Raw genomic sequence first — 20,682 nt, 5'->3', positions numbered from 1 at the left:
CTCTGCAAGCCTTCATAAGGAGCTGAACCAGTGAAACATCAAAACCCTTCAAAACGCTTATTGCGGCTCTCCATAAAGTACTTGCTAGCCGCAGCAGCAGTGGTGTTGACCTATTTTGCTGTCATCTATATATTGTTTTCTTTAGCGGGAACGAGCTACCGCTCAGCAGCTCATGTCCTGCTTTTTGCCGTGGTATTTCTTGTTCTCGGATTATGCTTTGAACCATTTGAAAGGCTGATGATACATAGTTTTACATTTTTCAAGACAGGAAAACGTCTATTCATTCTCCTTGCCGGCATCGTACAGCTGCTGTTTTTGTGGATGACTGCTCATACAACAGACCAATTGATCAGCGACATCTGGCTGTCCACCACAGAAGAAATGATTGTCGCAGCCGTTTTTTTGATTTTAGACAAATGCAACTCGGCTCTTCCCAGCTAAAAAAGAACGCATTCCAATTGGATGCGTTCTTTTTATTCATAGCGAAGCGCGTCTACAGGCTGAAGCTTCGAAGCCTTGATAGACGGAAGCAAGCCGAAGATAATGCCGACTGCCATTGAAAAGATGAGTGCTCCGACAACAGCTGGAATGGAGACGATAAAAGGCATCGGAAAAATGACCGTCAGCAGCTTGGCGATGCCGAAGCCCGCCAGCACACCGAGTATTCCGCCAATGCTTGTCAGCACGACAGCCTCGGTTAAAAATTGAAATAAAATCACACGCCGCTTAGCACCGAGCGCTTTCTTAATTCCGATTTCCCTCGTGCGCTCCGTTACGGAAACGAGCATAATGTTCATGACGCCGATACCGCCCACCAAAAGTGAAATACTGGCGATACCGCCAAGCAGCAATGCAAATGACTGATTAAAGGACTCCACTTCCTGCGCGATCTCCTGAAGATCCATTACACTGTACTCTGCTTTTTCCAGCTCAGCTTCTGACAGTCCCTGATTTAAAAGATCTGCAGCCATTACACCCGCTTCTTGGATATGCTCAGAAGAATCAGCCTGCACGGCAATCTGCGTTGGCGCGTCAAATCCTTCAATAAGCGGCCACACTTTTTTCGGCACGTACAAAACCGGGTTCGCGTAGTCGCCTTCAAACATGCTTTCCTGTTGATTTTTTTCTTTAAAAACACCGACGACCTTAAACGGCACACCATTCATCTCAATGTTTTTATGCAGAGCTTCTCCGTCTGGAAACAGTTCATCTCTGACAGCTTCATTGATCATCACTACTTGGTGTGTGCTGTTTAAATCGTTTTCCGTCAGCTTTCTCCCTTCGGTTATTCGGATTGGAAACATGTCGAAGTAATCATCGTCCACTCCATACACTTGGGGATACGAAACGTTTGTTAAATGAAAAACGCTCGCGCCTTCTGACAAGTAATATAAGGATAATCCTTTGACCATCGGATCTGATTTGATCGCCTTTACTGTTTCTTCCGCTACAGGCGGCGCGGACGCATACGACACCTGAGGGCCGCCGCTCTCCTCTTCTCCGCCAGACGGCTGGTAGACAACGTTGATCGCGTTGTTTCCCATGCCGATCATACTTTGCTTTAATTGCTCACTTTGGCCCTTCAGCATTGAAACAATCGCGATGATTGCCGCTATGCCGATAATCACGCCGAGCATTGTCAGAATCGATCTTAATTTATGAGAAAAAATGGATTGAAAGGAGATTCGAATATGTTCAAGCATGGCTGATATCCCCTCTCTCATCTAATACCAGCTCTCCGTCTCTGATAAAAACGGTTCTGTCAGCTTTTTTGGCGACGTCCGGGTCGTGGGTTATCATAATAATGGTCTTGCCTTCCCGATGCAGTTCGGAAAACAGTGACAAAATTTGTTCACTTGATTTGGTATCAAGCGCCCCGGTCGGTTCATCAGCTAAAATAAACCTCGGCTGATTGACAAGGGCCCTCGCTATCGCCACCCGCTGCTTTTGGCCGCCGGACAGCTTAGGCGGTTTGTAGGAGACCCTGTCTTTTAATCCGACCTTTTCCAGCGCTTCATATGCCCGTTGCCTTCTCTCTTTTTTCTTCACTTTATTGTAGATCATCGGCAGCTCGACATTTTGCAGCGCGGTGAGACGCGGCAGCAAATGGAAAGTTTGAAACACAAACCCGATTGATTCATTGCGAATTTCGGCTAAAGCCCCGTCTTTCCCTTTCAATATATCGATCTGGTCAAGCGTATAGGTTCCTGAGGTTGGCCTGTCCAAACAGCCGATAATATTCATTAGCGTTGACTTTCCAGAACCGGAAGGCCCCATAATAGCTAAAAACTCCCCCGCCTGAACAGTCAGATTGATATGTTTCAAGATTGGAACTTCTTCTTTTCCCAGCTTGTACGACTTCGAAATATTATTCAGTGTCAGCATTGACTGTAACCTGCTTTCCTTCCTTGACCGCGGGATCAGGATAGATCACATAATCTTCCGGCGTCAGGCCGCTCTTAATTTCCACCATGTCATTTTCATCAGTCTCTCCGATTTCAACAGGCTGCTTAACCGCTTTCTGATTCTCATCAGCTTTCCACACATACGGTTCGCCGTCATCCTGAATGACCATGTCGGACGGCAGCTTGATCGTATCCGCATCAGCATTATCACTCATCACTTCGATATTGACATGATAGCCGACTTCAAGACCTTTATGGCTGTCTAATAAAATGGTGAAAGGATAGTTAGAGGACTGGGGGTTCATTTCTTCATCAGCAAAGCTTTCTGATTCTTCACCCTCGCCTGCTCCCGCTGGAAGCTTGCCGATCGAGGTGACCTTTCCTTTCCACTCGCCCTCACCGCCTGTTTTCAGCGTGACCCTGACTTTGCTGCCTTTTTTGATCGTGTCCATTAACAGCTCATTGATTTGGCTTTTGACCAGATATTTGCCTGTCGAAACAATCTGGATATACGGGCCTGTTGCCTGGTCGCCTGTTGCACCGTCAGCGATATCCTGATTGACGCTTTGAACGATTCCGTCATGCTTGCTTGTAATGACATTGGAACCTTTGTTTTTCGTCAGGCCAGCCAGTTCTTTTTGATGCTGCTTCAGTTCGAGCTGGCTTGTTTTCAAATCGAAATTGGCCTGATCAAGTTCATCTTGAAGCTGGGTTTTCTCTTCTTTCCCTGCAACTTTCAGCTTCTTTTCCGTTTCCGTTATTGATTTTTGCAAACGGTTGATTTGCAGATTTGTCATTTCAATTTGCAAATTGGCTTGCTCCACTTCATCAGAATGATCCTCGCCCTCATACTCAAAAAGCTTATCGCCCTTTTTAACCTGATCGCCTTCTTTGACGTATGTTTTTTTAATGCTGCCTTTTTCTGAATCTATGTATACTTTCTGCTGTTTCTCAGGTTCAACCTTTCCAGAAAACGTTTGGCCTGATTCTGAATCTCCTCCCATGTATACCGCGACCGATTCAGCATAGGGCTCCGATGATACGGCAACTTGGTTCATGTGGGTAAAAAAGTAAAAACCGCCAGCGCCGATCCCAGCCAATACAAGCACACCGGCACATATCGCACCGCCAATAAGCCATTTTTTCTTCTTGGACACAACGATCTCCTCTTTCTGTAAACTATGTAATATTTTCGAAACATTCTAACCAATATTATCTATTAATTCAAAAAGACTTGCAATCCTTTTATTGAAATGACGGAATCAAATAGAAAAATTGTATTTTCAAAGCCGAATAAAAAAAATCCCGGCTTCAAACCGGGATTTTTTCATACAGTAACTAGCTCTTTTTCATTTTTAATCAAGTCATATGTCAAGCATACAGGTTTATTTGTACGGGGATCAGTCACGATTTCGGCATCAATCTGAAATACCTGCTTTAAAATGTCCGGTGTCATGACCTCCAGAGCAGTTCCTTCCTTGATGACCGTGCCTTTTTTGAGCGCGATCATATAATGAGAAAAACGAGCTGCATGGTTAAGATCATGAATGACCATTAAAATCGTCCGCCCTTGCTCTTTGTTGAGTCTGTCAAGCAGCTGCAGAATTTCAAGCTGATGTGCAAGATCAAGATACGTTGTAGGTTCATCCAGCAGAAGCAGTTCCGTCCCTTGCGCAAGCGCCATGGCAATCCACACACGTTGACGCTGTCCGCCTGACAATGCCTCAATCGGCCGTTCAGCATATTCAGCCATGCCTGTTTCTTCAAGCGCCCATTTGATAATCCGGCGGTCTTCGTCATTTAATCTGCCGAATCCTGATTGATGCGGAAACCTGCCGTACGACACCAATTCGTGCACTGTTAGGCCGCTCGGCGCTTCAGGTGTCTGTGGAAGAATCGCCATATCTTTTGCAATGTCCTTTGTAGACATTTTATGAATCGCTTTGCCGTTTAAATAGACGGCACCTGCATGTGAACGCATAATTCTGGACATTGTTTTTAAAATCGTTGATTTCCCGCAGCCGTTCGGGCCAATTAAGGTGGTAATTTTCCCTTTAGGAATCGATATATTTAAATCCTCTACAATCACCCTGTCGCCATAACCGATTCCAAGCTGTTCCGTTGATAATGAATTCATATTCGGCCCCCTCCTCTAATTCGCTTTCATCAATAAATAAATAAAGTAAGGCGCACCTAGCACGGAAATGACAAGTCCGACCGGAATTTCTGATGGTGCCAATACATTTCTCGCCAGCGTATCAGCAAGCAAAAACAGGAATGAGCCGATGAAGGCGGAGACCGGTATCAGCGTCTGGTGACGTGGACCGGTCAGCCTTCTAGCCACATGCGGCGCGATCAATCCGAGAAACGCAATGCCCCCCGCAGCTGCCACGCATGAAGCGGCAAGAGTGACCGCTGCCAGAAGAAGAATCCGTCTTTCCTTTTCAACAGCGGTGCCCAGCCCGGTCGCCAATTGGTCTCCGAGCTGCATAATGTTCAAATAGCGTGCCTTATATAAAGTAAACAGAAGCAAGATCACAATCCAAGGGAGAATCGCCCAGATCATATTCCAGTTCGCCCCCCATATTGAGCCGGATATCCAAACCGCGGCTTGCATAAAATCATGAGGGTCCATCTTAAGCTGAAAAATCAGCAACAGGGCATTGAATCCGGCATTCACCCCTATGCCGACTAAAATCAGCCGAATCGGTGTCACGCCTTTTTTCCATGCCAGAATATAAATGAGAAACGCAGCGAGGATTGCTCCTGCCAAAGCACTGAATGGCAGCATAAATGTTCCGAAAAAGCTGAGATCTGAAGCTGACCCTTGAAAAAAGTATATAAAAAGCACTACAGCAAGTGAACCGCCGGCGTTAATTCCGAGAATACCAGGCTCGGCAAGTTCATTTTGAGACACGCTTTGCAAAATGGCTCCAGCTACGGAGATCCCTGCTCCAACAAGCAAAGAAAGGATGATCCGAGGCAGCCTGAACTCAAATAAGACAAGTTCATCACGCGCCGTTCCTTGGCCGAAAAAGACCTGAAGCGTTTTAAGCGGTGCAATTTTGATAACGCCCAAATTGAGACTGATAAAAAAGACCACCACGATAAGCAAAAAGGTCACAGCCATTACAATAAGCGGTTTGTTTGTTTTTGTTTTCATTACAGCCCTCTCCTTTCACGACGTGCCAAATAAAAGAAAAAGGGAACGCCGATCAGAGAAGTCAGCGCGCCGACAGGCGTCTCAAAGGGCGCATTTACGAGTCTGGCCGCTATGTCAGCAAAAACAAGCAAAACAGCACCGAGCACCGCCGAGCAAGGAATGATCCACCGATAATCCACACCGACCAAAAAACGGGTAATATGCGGAATAATCAGCCCGATAAATGCAATGGTGCCGGCAATGGAAACCGCAGCTCCGGTCAGAATTACTACAATAAGCATGCCCACCAGTTTCACTGCTGATGTATATTGTCCAAGCCCTTTTGCCAGATCGTCACCGAGACTCAACACTGTCACAGACCGGGCGATGAAAAACGCAAGCGTTAAACCGACAGCCCCTGCAATAAACAAAAGCTGGACCCCCGGCCATTTCACACCCGCTACCCCGCCTGCGTACCAAAAGCTGATATCCTGAGCGACATCAAAGCGAATTGCAATGGCAGTTGAAATGCCGGTAAAGAAATAAGTAACTGCCGTACCCGCCAGAGCAAGCTTTACAGGCGTAAGTCCGCCCCTTGAAAACAAGCCGATGCCCATTACCGTCGATGCCCCCAGCCCCGCTCCCGCAAAGGACCATAGCACAAGCCCCATTGCAGAAAGTCCGGGAAAAAAGGCAAACGCAATCGAAACCGCAAACGCAGAGCCTGATGTCACACCCATAATCGAAGGCTCTGCCAAAGGGTTTCTCGTCATCCCCTGCATGATTGCTCCCGACACTGCCAACAATGCGCCTACAAGCGCGGCAGCCGCCGTTCTCGGCAGCCGAAGATCATGTATAATTTGGTGAGATGTCTTTGTCGGCTTGAAATAAAAAATGGCGTCCCATACAGTGCGCAAATGAATATCCGCTGCACCGAGGGATATGGATAAAAATGCGCCAAGGCAAAGCAGGCATAGACCTGCAATAAGGACGATGACCGCGCCATATGTCCTTGACGTCCATTGGATTTCTTCTGATGCAGTCTGTATATTTTTATGTTGACTCAACTGCCGTACTTCCTTTCTGTTACTGATAATGATTATCAATTGCTGTTTCAGTATATCACTTTTTTCAGCTGATTTAATAGAGTGTTTTGAACAAAAATGAAAATGCATTTGCAAAAATATCGTGTCAACCGGCACTTGCAGTGGTATAATCACAGATGATAATGATTCTCTTTTTCATCTATCTTTTAGAAAGAAGGTATGAGATATGACCCATATATACAAGAAACTCGGAGCCGCGTTTTTTGCCCTGTTATTGATTGCAGCGCTGGCAGCCTGCGGGAATAACTCAGAAAGCAAAGGTTCTGCCTCTGATTCAAAAGGCGCAGAAACCTTTACATACAAGGCTGAAAACGGAAATGTAAAAATCCCGAAGCATCCTAAACGGGTGGTTGTCATGGCAGACGGCTATTACGGCTACTTCAAAACACTCGGCATCAACGTTGTCGGTGCGCCTGAGAATGTATTTAAAAACCCTTACTACAAAGGAAAAACCGACGGCGTCGAAAACATCGGAGACGGCACTTCGGTTGAAAAGGTCATTGATTTGAACCCTGACCTGATTATCGTCTGGACAACACAGGGCGCTGATATTAAAAAGCTTGAAAAAATTGCGCCGACTGTCGCAGTAAAATACGATAAGCTCGACAACATCGAACAGCTGAAAGAATTTGCAAAAATGACGGGAACTGAAGATAAAGCTGAAAAATGGCTGGCCGAGTGGGATAAAAAAGTTGCGGCCGCTAAAACAAAAATCAAAAAAGCGGTCGGTGACAAAACCATTTCCATTATGCAAACGAACGGAAAAGACATTTACGTATTTGGTAAAGACTTTGGAAGAGGCGGAAGCATCATTTACAAAGACCTCGGCCTGCAGGCTACAAAGCTGACAAAAGAAAAAGCCATTGACCAGGGGCCAGGTTATACAAGTATTTCATTAGAGAAGCTCCCTGATTTCGCCGGGGATTACATTTTCGCGGGCCCATGGCAATCAGGCGGTGATGATGGCGGCGTATTTGACAGCTCCATTTGGAAGAACCTGAATGCCGTTAAAAATGGCCATGTATACAAGATTGATCCGATTGGCTTCTATTTCACAGACCCGATTTCATTAGAAGGACAACTGGAGTATATTACGGAAAGCTTGACTAAATAAACAAAAGAGCCGCCTACCCGCGGCTCTTTTGCTGATTTATAAGGAACGGCTCAATTTGAATCATATCGGATATTTTCTTTGAGCCTTCATATTAAGCTGCATCCTCAACACGATCAGTTTTTTTATGCTGGAGAGACTGAAAAACGTTTTTTGCATATTTAACGAACGGATTCCTAACAGGAGAAATTGTGATTTTATAAAAAAGACACCTGAGCAAATCAGGTGACTTTTCATTATGCTTGTTTTTCTTTCTGGAACTTTTTACTCACAAATGGATAAACGATTAAGCCGACAAAGAATAAACCGATGCCGAGGATAAATGTCGTTAAATCTGCTGTGCCTGTTACGATAACAAACACGGAGTATGCACACGCCAGTATCGCGATCAATCCGTCTCTTACACGGGAGCCTTTCAGCTGGTCATACGTTTCACCTTTGATGACTACCTTCAAGCTGTAGATTGCAGATACCAGATACGGAATTAAATATGCAAGTGTAGCCGCTGTCGTTAAAAATGTAAATGCGTCACTTATTGTCCGGGAAATAACCGAGAAAATGAAGACCTGTGACATGACGTTTGTAATAATAAGTGCAATGACCGGACTTCCCTTTTTATTCGTTTTTGCAAAAAATGCCGGGAAATCTCCTGCTTTAGCGGCTTGGTATGGCACCTCAGAGCCAAGCAAAATCCAGCCGAGCATCGTTCCGAATAAACAAAGGATAGCCAAAAGCGCCATAATCACGCTTCCCGCGTTTCCAACAATCGCATAGAGTACATCAACAAATGGTTTTTCAGAGCCGACAAGCTTATCATGCGGCAGAACACCCATCGTAATTAAAGTCACAATAATATATATGCTCAAGGCAATCAGCAAGCCGGTAATTGTCGCACGTTTCACATCACGCTGAGAGCGCGCACGGCCGGACAGGATCACCGCGGATTCAATTCCGACAAACGCCCACAGTGTAGAAATCGCGGCGTTATGAACCTGGCCGCCAATTCCAATGCTTGTGCCGTTTTCTCCTTGAACCGGGAAATAAAAATGACCGAATAATGCCGTTTGAAACACAAATAAACCGGCAACGATAAAGAAGACAAAACCTAACACTTTAGAAAGCGTTGTGACAAAGTTTAGTTTACTTGCGCCGTTAATGCTGGCAACAAGAATCGCGTGCGTTCCCCATAACAAGATCGTACATACGGCAAACGTCAGTAATTGGCCGAGTGTCACCTCTTGCCCGCCGATCGAAAACATCTCACGTTTATCAACCAAGATCGGGAAGAACGAAGTCAAGTAACCGGCGAGACTTGTGATGATCGCCACGTTACTGATCCAGCTCGCCACCCAGTAGCCCCACACCATTGTGAAACCGGCAGCGTTGCCTTTTTTCGGGTCAGAAAACAGCGCTCTTGCATAACTTTGCGGTCCCGCTGTCAGTTCAGGCTTGCGAATGGACAAATGTCCGAACACAAGTGCAATCATCAGCACGCCGGCACCTGTCAAAAGCCAGGCGGACGTAGCTCCAAACGGACTCGCAATTGAAGCAAGCGAGCTCGGCAAGGAGAAAATTCCTGATCCAACCATATTTCCAACGACAAACGCCGTTAATAACCAAAAACCCCATTTTTTTGTCTGTTCCATTCCAGTACCTCCATGATTCTTTGTACGGACCAGACCCCGAGATCATATAAACGCAAAAAAAGCCTGAACAAAAGTCCATGCTTAAAGAAACACACACCCTTGATCTCCGGATAGCCCTCCGCGAAAAAGCACGCGGCAGTCCTGCACTTATTCAGATACAGTCCCAGCATAGAGAAGGATCGGCTTTCTCCACACTTCGGCGCTGATGCCTTTTACACATGTTTAACAGCCCCTGTCAGCCTGGCATGTGTGACTCATCATCCGCGCAACCTCTACCTCACTGAGAAAGAGTGAGGATTTAATTATTCAGTTACTCCCAGAAGGTTATCAAAGAAAGGATGATCTGTCAAAGGGAACAGATGGAAAATACGGATAGAGCCAAGCCCTATCCGCATGTGGTTATCGATTATTTTTCTTTTTTTGCACAGCTTCTTGAAGCGGATCATCTTTTAGAGCTGAACCAGCATCTTCAAGAGCTCCTTGGATTACGTTTTTTTCTTTTTCGGAACGTTTTCCTTTATCTTTATTAAAGAAACCCATTCGTATCACCTCTTTTAAAAAATAGGTACATGTTTAAGATACCTCTTTCCTGAAAAATTATGCGGGATATTTTTTATCGTCCAAAGTCCTGTTGATCAAACATACATTCTCTTGATATATTTGTAATTCAGAGATTTTTTGCAAAAGATAAAAGGAGAAGCGGCAAATGACAGGAAAAACACACATCATGGGAGGCATCGCTTCTTGTACGGCAGCGGCTTATTATTATGGATTTGATCCAGTGCTTATGGCTGCGTCAGGCGCGGTTGGAGCATTAATACCCGATATCTGCCACACACAAAGCAAAATCGGGAGAAAATTTCCTATTTTATCGAAAGTGGTCAGCTCCGTTTTTGGCCATCGCACATTTACACACAGCTTGCTGTTTATGCTCATCATGTTTTTTATCACTTCTACATACATTCCAGATAAAAACATATCAGCCGGCCTGATGATCGGAATGGCGAGCCACTTGATTCTTGACGCTTGGACGGTGAACGGAATCAAATTATTATTCCCTTCAACGATCCGCGTTCGGCTTCCATTATATATGAAGACAGGCAGTTTTTCTGAGCAGCTCGTGCTAGCCGGCCTGACCCTTGCTTCATGTTACTACTTTTATATGCTGTTTCATGGGCGCATGTTTTAAACATGAGTGCTGAGACTTGTCTGAACCGGCTGTTTTTAGTAGGTTTTACTTAAGAAGCATTTCATGCAGATGATCAAGAAAACGTGAGGAGTCATATTGATGAAAGGAACCTTTTTTCACAATCAGCGGTTTTTATGTTTTTCGATCTTATTTATGTGGATCAAAACGTATGTGATATATAAACTCGGCTTTGATTTGCAAATCGATACTCTGTTGGAGGAGCTAATGCTGCTGGTCAACCCGCTCAGCTTTATTCTTCCTTTATTCGGGATCGGCCTGCTTCTGAAAGGAAACAAGCAGCGGGCTTTTTTGCTGATTGCCAATTTGGTTCTGACTGTTATCTTGATCTCTAATACGATTTTTTACGGCTTTTATATCGATTTTATTACCATTCCGGTTTTATTTCAGGCGAGCAACATGAGCGATATGGGAAGCAGTGTAAAAGAATTGTTCCATCCTCTGTTTATCGCCCTGTTTGTGGATTTGGTTTTTCTGCTGCTGTTCGCCAGAAAAACCAAACACCCACAGACAAAAGCCGCTCCCCGCACGATCAAACGGTACTATGCAGCTTCCTGCGGCATGCTTTTATGCACACTGGCACTTGCAGAAGTACAGCAGCCGAAGCTTTTGGCACATTCTTTTGACCGGGAAATGCTAGTCAAAAGCATCGGCCTGTTTCAGTTCCATATTTACGATACAATTTCTCAGACTGTTAATATCAGCGCGAAAGCTTTTGCCGATGAAGACAGTATAACTGCCATTAAAAACTACACAGAGGCTGATTACAGCAAGCCTGATCAAAGCAAATTCGGTCTTGCAAAGGGGCGCAATGTCATCTTTGTAACACTTGAATCGACCCAAAGCTTTGTTCTGAATGAAAAAGTAAATGGAAAAGAAATTACCCCATTTATGAATGATCTCATTAAAAAAAGCTATTCCTTTGATCATTTCTATCAGCAAACAGAACAAGGCAAAACATCAGATTCAGAATTTATCGTCGCTAACTCACTGTATCCTTCCCTTAGCGGCGCCGTCTTTTTCACGAAAAGCGACCATCAATTTTATACGATGTATAAATCGCTGAAGCAGCACGATTATTATTCAGCCGTCTTTCATGCTAACCATAAAACATTTTGGAACAGAGATGTCATGTACGATACATTTGGCATTGACCGCTTTTTTGATGTTGATGATTTTCATGTCACTCCCGGGACATCGACAAGCTGGGGTTTAAAAGACAAAGAATTTTTAGAGCAGTCCGCCGAAAAGCTGAAAAGCCTGCCGCAGCCGTTCTACAGCAGTTTTATCACGTTAACGAATCATTTTCCGTTTGAGATTGATGAAAAGGATCAGCTGATAGATGAATTCGATTCAAGCAGTGATCTGTTAAACCGCTATGTGACCACGGTTCGCTATGAGGATGAGGCATTGAAGCATTTTATCAAAAAACTGAAGGACGAAGGCTTATACGAAAATTCGATGATCGTATTTATGGGAGATCATTACGGCATTTCTGAAGCCCATAACGAGGCCATGGCTGAGTTTTTAAGGAAAGACGAAATCACACCGTATGACAACGTTCAGCTCCAGCGGGTGCCGTTTATCATACATATCCCGGGAATCACCGATCAACAGCCGGAAACCATCCCTGATGCCGGGGGACAGGTCGACGTCAGGCCGACGCTGATGCATTTGCTCGGCGTTGAGACAAAAGGCGATATCCAATTCGGCAATGATTTGCTGTCGGGCGACCGCACCCCATTCGCCGTTCTGCGAAACGGCAGCTTTATTACGAACGATTATATATACACAAAGAACACGTGCTATAGCCAAAAAACAGGTGAAGTGCTGGAAGATCAGGATGCGTGCCTCCCTTACAAGGAGAAAGCAAACGAAGAACTTTCTCTCTCTGATAAAATTTTAAATGGTGACCTGCTCAGGTTTTCCGAATGAAAAAATCCCTCTATCAAGAGGGATTTTTTACGTTTCCAACATCACCTTGCCAGTCAGCTTCGTTTCATAGCCGTTTAAATGAGACAAATTCGCCTTGTATTCCTCAGAATTCAAAATCTCCTTCACGGCTTTCAGCAGCTGCTCATGTTTTTTCAAAACAACGATATCATATTGTTCGTCGATGAGCGGGATAAAATCAACACTGCCCATATGTGCCGCGTGCTGCGCCCCGATTCCCGCGTCAGCCTGTCCGCTTGAAACTTGTGAAGCGGCAGCGTAATGATCGGTCACGATATCGCCGTATCCCTTTACATCAGCCGGATTCACACCAAGCAAGCCAAGCTGTTCATCAAGGAGCACCCTTGCGCCAGAACCCTTTTCCCTGTTGATGATCCGGATATCGGCTCTTTTCAAGTCTTTCCAGCCTTGAATGTTTTTCGGATTCCCTTTTTTCACATACAGTCCTGCTTTGCGGAGAACGACATTGATGAGACAAAACGGTTCACCTGTCAAAATCCGTTTTACATAAGGAGCGTTATACTGGCCCGTTTCAGCATCGTACAAATGGAGGCTGACAATGTCACACTTGCCTTGATACATATCAATCAGGCTGTTTAAGCTTCCTTTGTATTTACGGAGCGGCGTCTCCTGAATGGCATTCTCCAAATGCTTGCTGAGAAGATCCATCGAAATGTCCTGTCCGCTGATCATGACATTCCGTCTGCCGTCCGGCTCAGCCTCCTGCACCTGTTTCGGCGCTTCTGTTGCAGCGATGGGCTGAGACATTCTCATATTCGTTTTATATTGCTTTAAATCTTCTTCATCCACACGCATCTGCCTTCCGACACGATAAGCAGGCAGCACGCCTTTTTTAATCAAATCATAAACGGTCAGCTTTGATACCTTCAGCAGACCTGCAACTTCTTCTATCGTATAGGAAGAGGTTTCATTCATCATCATCACTCTCCTATTTTATTATACCTTTTCGCCGAATGTAAAAAAACCCACATAAACCAAACATAATCAGTTATAATTAGTTATATCTAATGATAAGGGGTGCAATCATGTTTAAGAAGTATTCTATTTTCATCGCAGCCTTAACTGCCTTTCTCCTTGCAGCAGGCTGTTCTTCAAACCAGTCTTCAACGGACAGCGAGAAAAAAGTAACGTTAACCATCTCAGCTGCCGCCAGCGCGGAGGATGCACTTGAGGAAATCCAAAAAAATTATGAAAAAGAGCATCAAAATATTACCATCCAAGATAACTATGGCTCTTCCGGCGCCTTGCAAAAACAGATTTCTCAAGGAGCAGGAGCAGATCTGTTCTTCTCAGCTGCTGAGGATAAATTTAAAAAGCTGGTGGATGATGGAGATATCGCAAAAAAAGACAGCACTGATTTGGTCGGTAATGAAATTGTGCTGGTCGTACCGAAAAACGGAGATTCACCTGTGACAAGCTTCAGCAATCTGGCTGAATCAGAAAAAATCGCCCTTGGCACTCCGGAATCCGTACCGGCAGGAGCTTATGGGAAAGAATCACTGACAAAGCTGTCTTTATGGGACAAAGTGAAGGATAAAATTGTGTATGGAAAAGACGTTCGCCAAGTTCTTTCTTATGTTGAAACCGGCAATGTAGACGCAGGTATTGTTTATAAAACAGATGCCCTGGTCTCGAAAAAGGTCAACATTATTGACGAGGCAAAAGCAGATACACACAGCCCAATTGTCTATCCGTTAGGAATCGTAAAAGATACAAAACACCGTAAGGAAGCGAAGGAATTTTACGAATACCTGCAATCTGATGAAGCAATGAAAGTATTTGAGAAATATGGCTTTACTGCCGAGTAGCATAAGCGCTTCAGAATTTTTCACACCCGTTGCGCTTTCCTTTCAGGTGGCGGCAGTTGCCGGAATTGTTGTCATTATTCTCGGAACACTTGCTGGAGCATGGATGTCACGGGCATCATTTTTCGGAAAAACGGCACTCGAAACATGTTTTATGCTTCCGCTCGTTCTTCCGCCTACTGTTGTCGGTTTTATTTTGATCGTCATTTTCGGAAAGCACAGCTTCATCGGACAAGCCATCGAGTGGATTTTCCAGCAGCCTGTCATTTTCACCTGGTGGGCCGCTGTGATCGCCTCGGCTGTTGTAGCCTTTCCGCTTATGTATCAATCAGCCAAAACCGGATTTGCTGACATTGATCCCGATATACAAGGTGCGGCAATGGTAGACGGCGCTAGCAGATGGAAAGTGTTTATCCATATCTCCGTCCCGCTTGCCTATCCTTCGTTACTGACCGGAAGCATCCTCAGCCTTGCGCGGGCGCTCGGAGAATTTGGCGCAACACTCATGTTTGCAGGAAACATCCCCGGTGTTACGCAAACACTGCCGACGGCGATATATGTCGCATTGGATTCCGGCAACAATACCCTTGCTTGGGCGTGGGTCGTCTGTATTGTAGTCATTTCCTTTTTGATGCTGTTTTTCATTCAACAGAAAAAAACGCACTAAAAAAACTCCCCATAACGGGGAGTTTTTTGATTAAAACAGAAGCTCATCAGGATTTGGGCCGACACGCTCATCTTTATTTAATGCGTCAATTTTGTCCATGTCTTCTTGAGACAATTCGAAATCAAAAATATCAGCGTTTTCGATGATACGGTGTTCTTTAATGGATTTTGGAATGGTTACAACTTCATGCTGCAGATCCCAGCGCAAAATCACTTGAGCCACAGATTTATTGTGTTTTTCAGCAATCTGTGTCAGTACTTCGTTATCCAAAAGCTGTCCCTGCATGAGCGGAGACCACGCTTCCAGCTGAATGCCTTGCGCTTTGCAGTAATCTCTTAATTCTTTTTGCGTCAAGCGAGGGTGAAACTCAACTTGGTTCACCATCGGTTTGATTTCAGCATCTTTCAACAGCTCTTCTAAATGATGAACTTGGAAGTTGCTGACGCCGATCGCGCGGATTTTGCCGTCTTTGTACAGCTTTTCAAGCGCGCGCCATGTATCTTTATATTTATCTTTGCCAGGCCAGTGGATCAAATATAAATCTAAGTAATCAAGCTGCAATCTTTCCAGACTCTTTTCAAAGGCAGCAAGCGTTGTTTCGTAGCCTTGCTCTTCATTCCACACTTTTGATGTGATGAAGAGCTCTTCTCTTGCCACACCGGATTCTTTAATCCCGATGCCAACGCCTTCTTCATTTTTGTAGATCGCTGCTGTATCAATGCTGCGATAGCCATTTTTAATTGCCGCTTTCACTGATTCAGTCGCTTCATTACCATTTTCTACTTTAAAAACACCCAGACCGAACCAAGGCATTTCAACTCCGTTATGTAACTTTACAGTATCTTTTAAACTTGTTGGCACTTGAACATCCACCCTTTCACTGAAATGTAAGCGTCTATATTATCTCACATTCCTCTCAGCCGATACCAATAATACGCTTAAGACCCTCTTTTTGCTTCTTTTTTCACAGCACAGGCAAATCCAAACACTATTTTTTTCCTATTTTAACAATATTGAGATTACAAATACATTGAGCAGGGTATGCGTTTAGTGTAACCAAATGAAAACAAAGGAGGAAACAACTTGAAACGTATTCGTATCCCAATGACACTTGCTCTTGGTGCCGCTTTGACAATTGCCCCTTTGTCCTTTGCTTCCGCTGAAGAAAATCCTGCTCCGAAGATGTCGCAGACAACTGCTGCTGGAACAACTGCCGCTGATGTAGGTTTAAACGTCAATCTGGATGTACTTGGAATTGCCAACCAGATCGCTGATGCCATCAAATCCGCACAGAACAGGGATGGGTTTGTGAAAAACCTCATGGAGTCTTCCTTCTACGCATCCGGCCAAAAATATAATGTCATGGTCTTTAATTTAAGCCAGGAATATGAAGATCATTTGAACGGTGTGCAATTTTACGGCTCAGCCGTTTACGACGGCATTACGTATGGCATTTGGGTATTTGAAGATGGAACCTTTACAAACAAAGGCGATGGCGGCTGGATCAACTGGGCCTTCAGAGGCTGGTTCGACCGGGATGGCAGCACTGTCGCATTTCATCGCCCTTAATATAGAAAAAAGCTGGCGCTCTAACGCCAGCTTTTTTGCTGCATTTATTCGCCGCCTTCAAGCATGGCGGCTTCGACATCATTAATGTATTGGCGAAGCTCATGGGAAATGTCCCGGGAAATTTCCCTCTCTTCGAAGAGCGTTTGAATTTCATTTCTGATCGCCTGCACAGCCTTCAGCTTTACTTCCAGCTTCTGATTTTCAAAATGGGCGCTTGATTTCAGCTCATGATGGCTGTGCTCCAGCCTGAAAATTAACTGTTTATAGAACGAAATGACAGATAAAAACACTTCTTTATGTTCTTCCGTCTTATGTTTTTCCAGATATTCTATCGCTGCTTTTGCCGTTTTCACTCTTGTTGCCCGTATCAATCCCGCTTCATTTAAAATCGACATCTCCGGCTTTTTATGTTCACCGAAGAAAATCCAATACATCAGCCTCTTGAGCCTTGTTTTTGATAATCCGACTTTAAACGGGTTCGCATACAAAATTTCCAACTCGTTAAATCGTTCTTGCAGCACATTTGCTGTTTCTTCCGGGATGTCTCCCCGCTCCAGCATTTTCATCAGCGCCTCTTGCTCAGCCTTAACCCCCTGCGCACGGACTTTTCGCTCGTGCTTCTTAATGCGATTAGATGATGTATACTGCTGAAAACGAAGATTTTTCATTTTCTCATTGTATTCAGCTATCACCGCAAGAGAGGCCGTTTTGTTTGTCTCATTCATGTCCTCTTTAATCGTTTGAAGGGCTGTTTTGATCAATTTACGTCTCGCCGTCAGCAGCTTCTTGTTTCGTTCCTCGTCCTCTTCTTCTTTTTCAGTCAGAATCGGCAGCACAACGGTAGCAATGACAAGCGTGCATAAAATGACGCCGGCTGCTAAAAAGAGAATCAGATTTCTTTCCGGAAACGGCGTACCGTCCTCCAGGAAATACGGAATGGAAAAAGAACCTGCAAGCGTTACTGCTCCACGCACACCGGAAATCGAAATTAACAGCGTCGAACGAAGACCCGGTTTATAGATGTTCTGATCTTTATTAAAGAACCATTTGCCGTTCCAGAAGAACAGCACCCACAGGAATCTCAGGAGCATTAACGTAAATGTGATGACTAGGATATAGCCGATCACCTTCATGTTGCTGATGGCAGTGTCGTTAAAGATAACAGAAATAACATCAGGAATTTGCGTGCCGAGAATAACGAAGACCAGGCCGTTCAAAATAAATAAAATAATGTTCCACGTACTTGAGGAGACGATTTGCAGCTTGATCATCGTTGATTCCAGACGATCCTGTTCAACCGCATGGGTAATACCGCCAGCCACAACAGCTAAAATGCCGGAAACGCCGATTTCTTCAGCTCCCAAATAAATCACAAACGGCGTCAGAATTTGAATCAGCATATGCATCGTGACATCCTGCATGCCAAGGCGGCGCAGAAATAGGCGAAAACGAATAATCAAAAATGAAATGACAACCCCGCACAGCAAGCCTCCGAGAGAAATAAAGACAAAGCTGACAGCCGCTTGTGCTAATGAAAATGCACCAGTCACTGCCGCTGCAATCGCAAACTTAAAGGCCACCAGACCTGATGCGTCATTCATCAGCCCCTCACCTTCCAGCAGGCGAAGAATCCCTTTTGGCATTTTCACTCTTCCTGATAATGCGCTGACAGCGACGACATCTGTCGGTGAAAGAATGGCCGCAAGTCCAAAGGCCGCTGCCAGCGGAATAGCAGGAATCATCCAGTGAATCGTGTAGCCGCCTACAATCACAGTCGCAAATACAAGGCCGAGTGCAAGCAATAAAATCGGAGCCCTTAAATTCCAAAGCTCTGCCCGCGGTGTCCTCTTTCCATCATTAAATAGCAGAGGCGCGATAAAAAGAACAAAAAACAATTCGGTGTTTAATTCAAAATGAAGTCCCTGTGGAAATGAGGCGGCAAGAATCCCAAGAGCCACTTGAATCAGCGGCACCGGAATAAACGGAATAAACCGGTTCACGATATTAGAAATCGCAATAATCGTTAATAATACGAGCACAACTAAAAATATGTCCAAATGCATGACCTCCTTCGTCTGTTGTGTGTCGGCATGATGAGCCAAAAAATCTGTTTGTCTAAAAGCCCTTGAGCTAGGGTGGCCTTGCATACGCTATGTGGTTTCGCAGGAGTTCTCTCCACACTTGTCTTCTTTTATAGTACCCTTTTTAGGGTATTTTTTCTCATGATATGCTCACAGTGAACTTTTTTGCAGCAGAGCAAATTACAGAAAAAAGAGACAGGAAGCTACTCCCTGTCTCTCGTCTTTCTTTCTCAATCATGAAAATTCGTACCGTCAGTTGTTGCTTTGATAATGCCCGCGCGGATGACAAAGTCACCGAAATGCTCGCCTTCCTCACGTTCTTTCGCATAGCGGGAAAGAAGGATGCGCAGCTCGCTTAAAATGTCTGCTTCACCGATGTTTTCACGGTACATTTTGCTTAAACGGCTTCCGTCAAACGCAGCGCCAAGATACATATTATATTTGCCCGGCGCCTTTCCGATAAATCCGATCTCACCGAGTGCATGACGTGCACAGCCGTTCGGGCATCCTGTCATGCGAATGGTGATTTCCTGATCACGAAGGCCGTTTTCGTCAATAATCTCTTCAATCTTATCTAACAGGGTCGGCAAATAACGTTCTGCTTCAGCCATTGCCAATCCGCAGGTCGGAAGAGCGACGCACGCCATCGAGCTGCGGCGAAGCGCTGAATAGTGCTTGCCGTCAGTTAGTCCGTATTGTTCAATTAAAGCACTGATTTCTTCTTTTTTATCGCTTGAAACGTTCGCAATCATTAAGTTCTGATTGGCTGTCAGCCGGAACTCACCTGTATGAACTTTGGCGATTTCCCGCAAGCCAGTCATCAGCTTATAATCATCGTAATCCGTTATACGGCCGCCTTCGACAAACAGCGTGAAATGCCATTTATCCTCGATGCCTTCCACCCAGCCATAGCGGTCGCCGTTATGATCGAAATGATACGGCTTCGCTTCTTCCAGGCTCCAGCCGAGACGGTTTTCCAATTCTTCTTTTACGTTTTCTAAACCGAGGCGGTCAACTGTGTATTTGAACCGCGCATTTTTACGGACAGAACGGTTGCCGTAATCACGCTGAATCGTAATCGTTTTTTCAGCAACGTCATACATTTGCTCAGGCCGGCAGAAACCGATCACCTTGGCTAATTGCGGATATGTCGCAGTATCGCCATGCGTCATTCCCATACCGCCGCCGATTGCCACGTTAAAACCGATCAGCTTGCCATCCTCGACAATCGCAATGAATCCCAGATCTTGTGAAAAGACGTCAATATCATTAGACGGCGGAACGGCAATACCGATTTTAAACTTCCGCGGCAGATAGAGCGGTCCGTACATTGGCTCGACTTCTTCCTCCGGCGTGCCGGCAACTCTTTCCTCATCAAGCCAAATTTCATGATATGCTCTCGTCCGCGGCAGCAGATCATCACTTAATTTTTTAGACCACTCGTATACCTCTGAGTGGATTTCAGATTGATAAGGGTTTGATGCACACATGACGTTACGGTTTACGTCTCCGCAGGCTGCGATCGTATCCAAAAGTGCTGAGTGGATCGTCTGAATGGTTTTCTTCATGTTCCATTTCAGAATTCCGTGCATTTGGAATGTTTCACGTGTCGTCAATTTTAATGTGCCGTTCCCGTATTTCTGGGACAGGTCATCCATGACAAGCCATTGTTCAGGCGTCGAGACGCCCCCTGGCATACGCACGCGCAGCATGAACTGATATGCGGGCTCAAGCTTCTGCTTTTGGCGTTCATTTCGGAGGTCGCGGTCATCCTGCAAATAACTGCCGTGGTGTTTCATCAGGCGGTTATCATCATCCGGAATTCCCGCACTGATTCGATCGAGCATCACTTCTTTCAGCGTGCCGCGCAAATAATCACTTTCTTTTTTAATGCGTTCAACATCACTTGGAGAGCCGTCCGGTGCTTTTAGAATTTTGGTCACCATGTTGAAAAACTCCTTTCAAGTCA

The 20,682-nt window shown here is 45.0% G+C and carries 19 protein-coding genes and 1 riboswitch; of the genes, 7 read left to right on the top strand and 12 right to left on the bottom strand.

What is annotated here, in order from left to right; genetic code table 11:
• Positions 1–30: 30 nt before the first annotated feature.
• Entirely contained in the window at positions 31–441 is a 411-nt protein-coding gene (gene rsiO, locus PUN35_RS19635; protein WP_003243579.1) for an acid stress-sensitive anti sigma factor RsiO, read from the top strand.
• Positions 442–473: 32 nt separating this feature from the next.
• Here rsiO and PUN35_RS19630 read toward each other — a convergent pair whose 3' ends face one another.
• From PUN35_RS19630 to PUN35_RS19605, 6 genes are all read right to left on the bottom strand, one after another.
• On the bottom strand, positions 474–1,703 hold the full coding sequence (locus PUN35_RS19630) for an ABC transporter permease (protein WP_014480847.1): 1,230 nt from the start codon (positions 1,701–1,703) through the stop codon (positions 474–476).
• Positions 1,696–2,385 carry an ABC transporter ATP-binding protein gene (locus PUN35_RS19625; RefSeq protein WP_014480848.1) on the bottom strand — a complete coding sequence of 230 codons (690 nt, stop codon included), beginning with the start codon at positions 2,383–2,385 and terminating at the stop codon, positions 1,696–1,698. The genes PUN35_RS19630 and PUN35_RS19625 overlap by 8 nt, the downstream gene beginning before the upstream one ends.
• Positions 2,369–3,562, bottom strand: a complete 1,194-nt coding sequence (locus PUN35_RS19620) for an efflux RND transporter periplasmic adaptor subunit (RefSeq protein ID WP_014480849.1) — start codon at positions 3,560–3,562, stop codon at positions 2,369–2,371. The genes PUN35_RS19625 and PUN35_RS19620 overlap by 17 nt, the downstream gene beginning before the upstream one ends.
• A 170-nt stretch (positions 3,563–3,732) precedes the next feature.
• Positions 3,733–4,542: an ABC transporter ATP-binding protein gene (locus PUN35_RS19615; RefSeq protein ID WP_003243882.1), complete on the bottom strand. Its 810-nt coding sequence runs from the start codon at positions 4,540–4,542 to the stop codon at positions 3,733–3,735.
• A gap of 15 nt (positions 4,543–4,557) precedes the next feature.
• Positions 4,558–5,568: a FecCD family ABC transporter permease gene (locus tag PUN35_RS19610; RefSeq protein ID WP_003244298.1), complete on the bottom strand. Its 1,011-nt coding sequence runs from the start codon at positions 5,566–5,568 to the stop codon at positions 4,558–4,560.
• Positions 5,568–6,614: a FecCD family ABC transporter permease gene (locus tag PUN35_RS19605; RefSeq protein ID WP_041516607.1), complete on the bottom strand. Its 1,047-nt coding sequence runs from the start codon at positions 6,612–6,614 to the stop codon at positions 5,568–5,570. Before PUN35_RS19605 ends, PUN35_RS19610 begins: the two co-directional genes overlap by 1 nt.
• A gap of 205 nt (positions 6,615–6,819) precedes the next feature.
• Between PUN35_RS19605 and PUN35_RS19600 the strand changes: the two genes are divergently transcribed.
• The gene (locus PUN35_RS19600; RefSeq protein WP_014480851.1) at positions 6,820–7,767 is read left to right on the top strand and encodes an iron-hydroxamate ABC transporter substrate-binding protein; all 948 of its coding nucleotides are present in this window, start codon (positions 6,820–6,822) and stop codon (positions 7,765–7,767) included.
• Between the two features lie 233 nt (positions 7,768–8,000).
• Here PUN35_RS19600 and PUN35_RS19595 read toward each other — a convergent pair whose 3' ends face one another.
• Both PUN35_RS19595 and sspJ read right to left on the bottom strand, forming a co-directional pair.
• Entirely contained in the window at positions 8,001–9,410 is a 1,410-nt protein-coding gene (locus PUN35_RS19595; protein ID WP_003228445.1) for an amino acid permease, read from the bottom strand.
• A 103-nt stretch (positions 9,411–9,513) separates the two neighbouring features.
• A riboswitch (Lysine riboswitch) is annotated at positions 9,514–9,693 on the bottom strand.
• A 116-nt stretch (positions 9,694–9,809) separates the two neighbouring features.
• Positions 9,810–9,950 (bottom strand): small acid-soluble spore protein SspJ, encoded by a 141-nt coding sequence (sspJ, locus tag PUN35_RS19590; protein WP_003221612.1) that lies wholly within the window; start codon positions 9,948–9,950, stop codon positions 9,810–9,812.
• A gap of 166 nt (positions 9,951–10,116) precedes the next feature.
• Between sspJ and PUN35_RS19585 the strand changes: the two genes are divergently transcribed.
• Complete coding sequence (locus PUN35_RS19585; RefSeq protein ID WP_003228444.1) at positions 10,117–10,599, top strand: metal-dependent hydrolase; 483 nt, start codon at positions 10,117–10,119, stop codon at positions 10,597–10,599.
• 99 nt (positions 10,600–10,698) lie between these two features.
• Positions 10,699–12,552 carry an LTA synthase family protein gene (locus PUN35_RS19580; protein ID WP_014480853.1) on the top strand — a complete coding sequence of 618 codons (1,854 nt, stop codon included), beginning with the start codon at positions 10,699–10,701 and terminating at the stop codon, positions 12,550–12,552.
• 27 nt (positions 12,553–12,579) lie between these two features.
• Here PUN35_RS19580 and PUN35_RS19575 read toward each other — a convergent pair whose 3' ends face one another.
• Entirely contained in the window at positions 12,580–13,506 is a 927-nt protein-coding gene (locus tag PUN35_RS19575) for a substrate-binding domain-containing protein (RefSeq protein ID WP_033882087.1), read from the bottom strand.
• 110 nt (positions 13,507–13,616) lie between these two features.
• Between PUN35_RS19575 and modA the strand changes: the two genes are divergently transcribed.
• Both modA and modB read left to right on the top strand, forming a co-directional pair.
• A complete protein-coding gene (gene modA, locus PUN35_RS19570) occupies positions 13,617–14,399 on the top strand; it encodes a molybdate ABC transporter substrate-binding protein (RefSeq protein ID WP_014480855.1) in 783 nt (260 codons plus the stop codon).
• The gene (gene modB, locus PUN35_RS19565) at positions 14,371–15,063 is read left to right on the top strand and encodes a molybdate ABC transporter permease subunit (RefSeq protein ID WP_121517036.1); all 693 of its coding nucleotides are present in this window, start codon (positions 14,371–14,373) and stop codon (positions 15,061–15,063) included. Before modA ends, modB begins: the two co-directional genes overlap by 29 nt.
• A gap of 30 nt (positions 15,064–15,093) precedes the next feature.
• Here modB and pgoN read toward each other — a convergent pair whose 3' ends face one another.
• Entirely contained in the window at positions 15,094–15,924 is an 831-nt protein-coding gene (gene pgoN / locus PUN35_RS19560) for a glyoxal/methylglyoxal reductase (protein ID WP_033882084.1), read from the bottom strand.
• A gap of 222 nt (positions 15,925–16,146) precedes the next feature.
• Here pgoN and yvgO point away from each other — a divergent pair, with 222 nt between their 5' ends.
• A complete protein-coding gene (yvgO, locus tag PUN35_RS19555) occupies positions 16,147–16,632 on the top strand; it encodes a stress response protein YvgO (RefSeq protein WP_014480858.1) in 486 nt (161 codons plus the stop codon).
• Between the two features lie 44 nt (positions 16,633–16,676).
• On the opposite strand, the gene PUN35_RS19550 is transcribed toward yvgO, so the two are convergent.
• Together PUN35_RS19550 and cysI are read right to left on the bottom strand one after the other, a co-directional pair.
• The gene (locus PUN35_RS19550; RefSeq protein ID WP_014480859.1) at positions 16,677–18,689 is read right to left on the bottom strand and encodes a Na+/H+ antiporter; all 2,013 of its coding nucleotides are present in this window, start codon (positions 18,687–18,689) and stop codon (positions 16,677–16,679) included.
• 254 nt (positions 18,690–18,943) lie between these two features.
• On the bottom strand, positions 18,944–20,659 hold the full coding sequence (gene cysI, locus PUN35_RS19545) for an assimilatory sulfite reductase (NADPH) hemoprotein subunit (protein WP_003243849.1): 1,716 nt from the start codon (positions 20,657–20,659) through the stop codon (positions 18,944–18,946).
• Positions 20,660–20,682: the final 23 nt, after the last annotated feature.

It is taken from the genome of Bacillus sp. N3378-2at (assembly GCF_033412715.1).
Lineage (GTDB): Bacteria > Bacillota > Bacilli > Bacillales > Bacillaceae > Bacillus > Bacillus subtilis.
Note: the sequence above shows the minus strand (reverse complement) of the source record. Positions and strands in the feature narration are given on the sequence as shown.

Bases quoted from the DNA above. Each gene is read 5' to 3' on its own strand.
- PUN35_RS19630 (WP_014480847.1), bottom strand. From the start codon at position 1,703: ATGCTTGAACATATTCGAATCTCCTTTCAATCCATTTTTTCTCATAAA.
- PUN35_RS19625 (WP_014480848.1), bottom strand. From the start codon at position 2,385: ATGCTGACACTGAATAATATTTCGAAGTCGTACAAGCTGGGAAAAGAA.
- PUN35_RS19615 (WP_003243882.1), bottom strand. From the start codon at position 4,542: ATGAATTCATTATCAACGGAACAGCTTGGAATCGGTTATGGCGACAGG.
- PUN35_RS19610 (WP_003244298.1), bottom strand. From the start codon at position 5,568: ATGAAAACAAAAACAAACAAACCGCTTATTGTAATGGCTGTGACCTTT.
- PUN35_RS19600 (WP_014480851.1), top strand. From the start codon at position 6,820: ATGACCCATATATACAAGAAACTCGGAGCCGCGTTTTTTGCCCTGTTA.
- PUN35_RS19595 (WP_003228445.1), bottom strand. From the start codon at position 9,410: ATGGAACAGACAAAAAAATGGGGTTTTTGGTTATTAACGGCGTTTGTC.
- sspJ (WP_003221612.1), bottom strand. From the start codon at position 9,950: ATGGGTTTCTTTAATAAAGATAAAGGAAAACGTTCCGAAAAAGAAAAA.
- PUN35_RS19585 (WP_003228444.1), top strand. From the start codon at position 10,117: ATGACAGGAAAAACACACATCATGGGAGGCATCGCTTCTTGTACGGCA.
- PUN35_RS19580 (WP_014480853.1), top strand. From the start codon at position 10,699: ATGAAAGGAACCTTTTTTCACAATCAGCGGTTTTTATGTTTTTCGATC.
- PUN35_RS19575 (WP_033882087.1), bottom strand. From the start codon at position 13,506: ATGAATGAAACCTCTTCCTATACGATAGAAGAAGTTGCAGGTCTGCTG.
- modA (WP_014480855.1), top strand. From the start codon at position 13,617: ATGTTTAAGAAGTATTCTATTTTCATCGCAGCCTTAACTGCCTTTCTC.
- cysI (WP_003243849.1), bottom strand. From the start codon at position 20,659: ATGGTGACCAAAATTCTAAAAGCACCGGACGGCTCTCCAAGTGATGTT.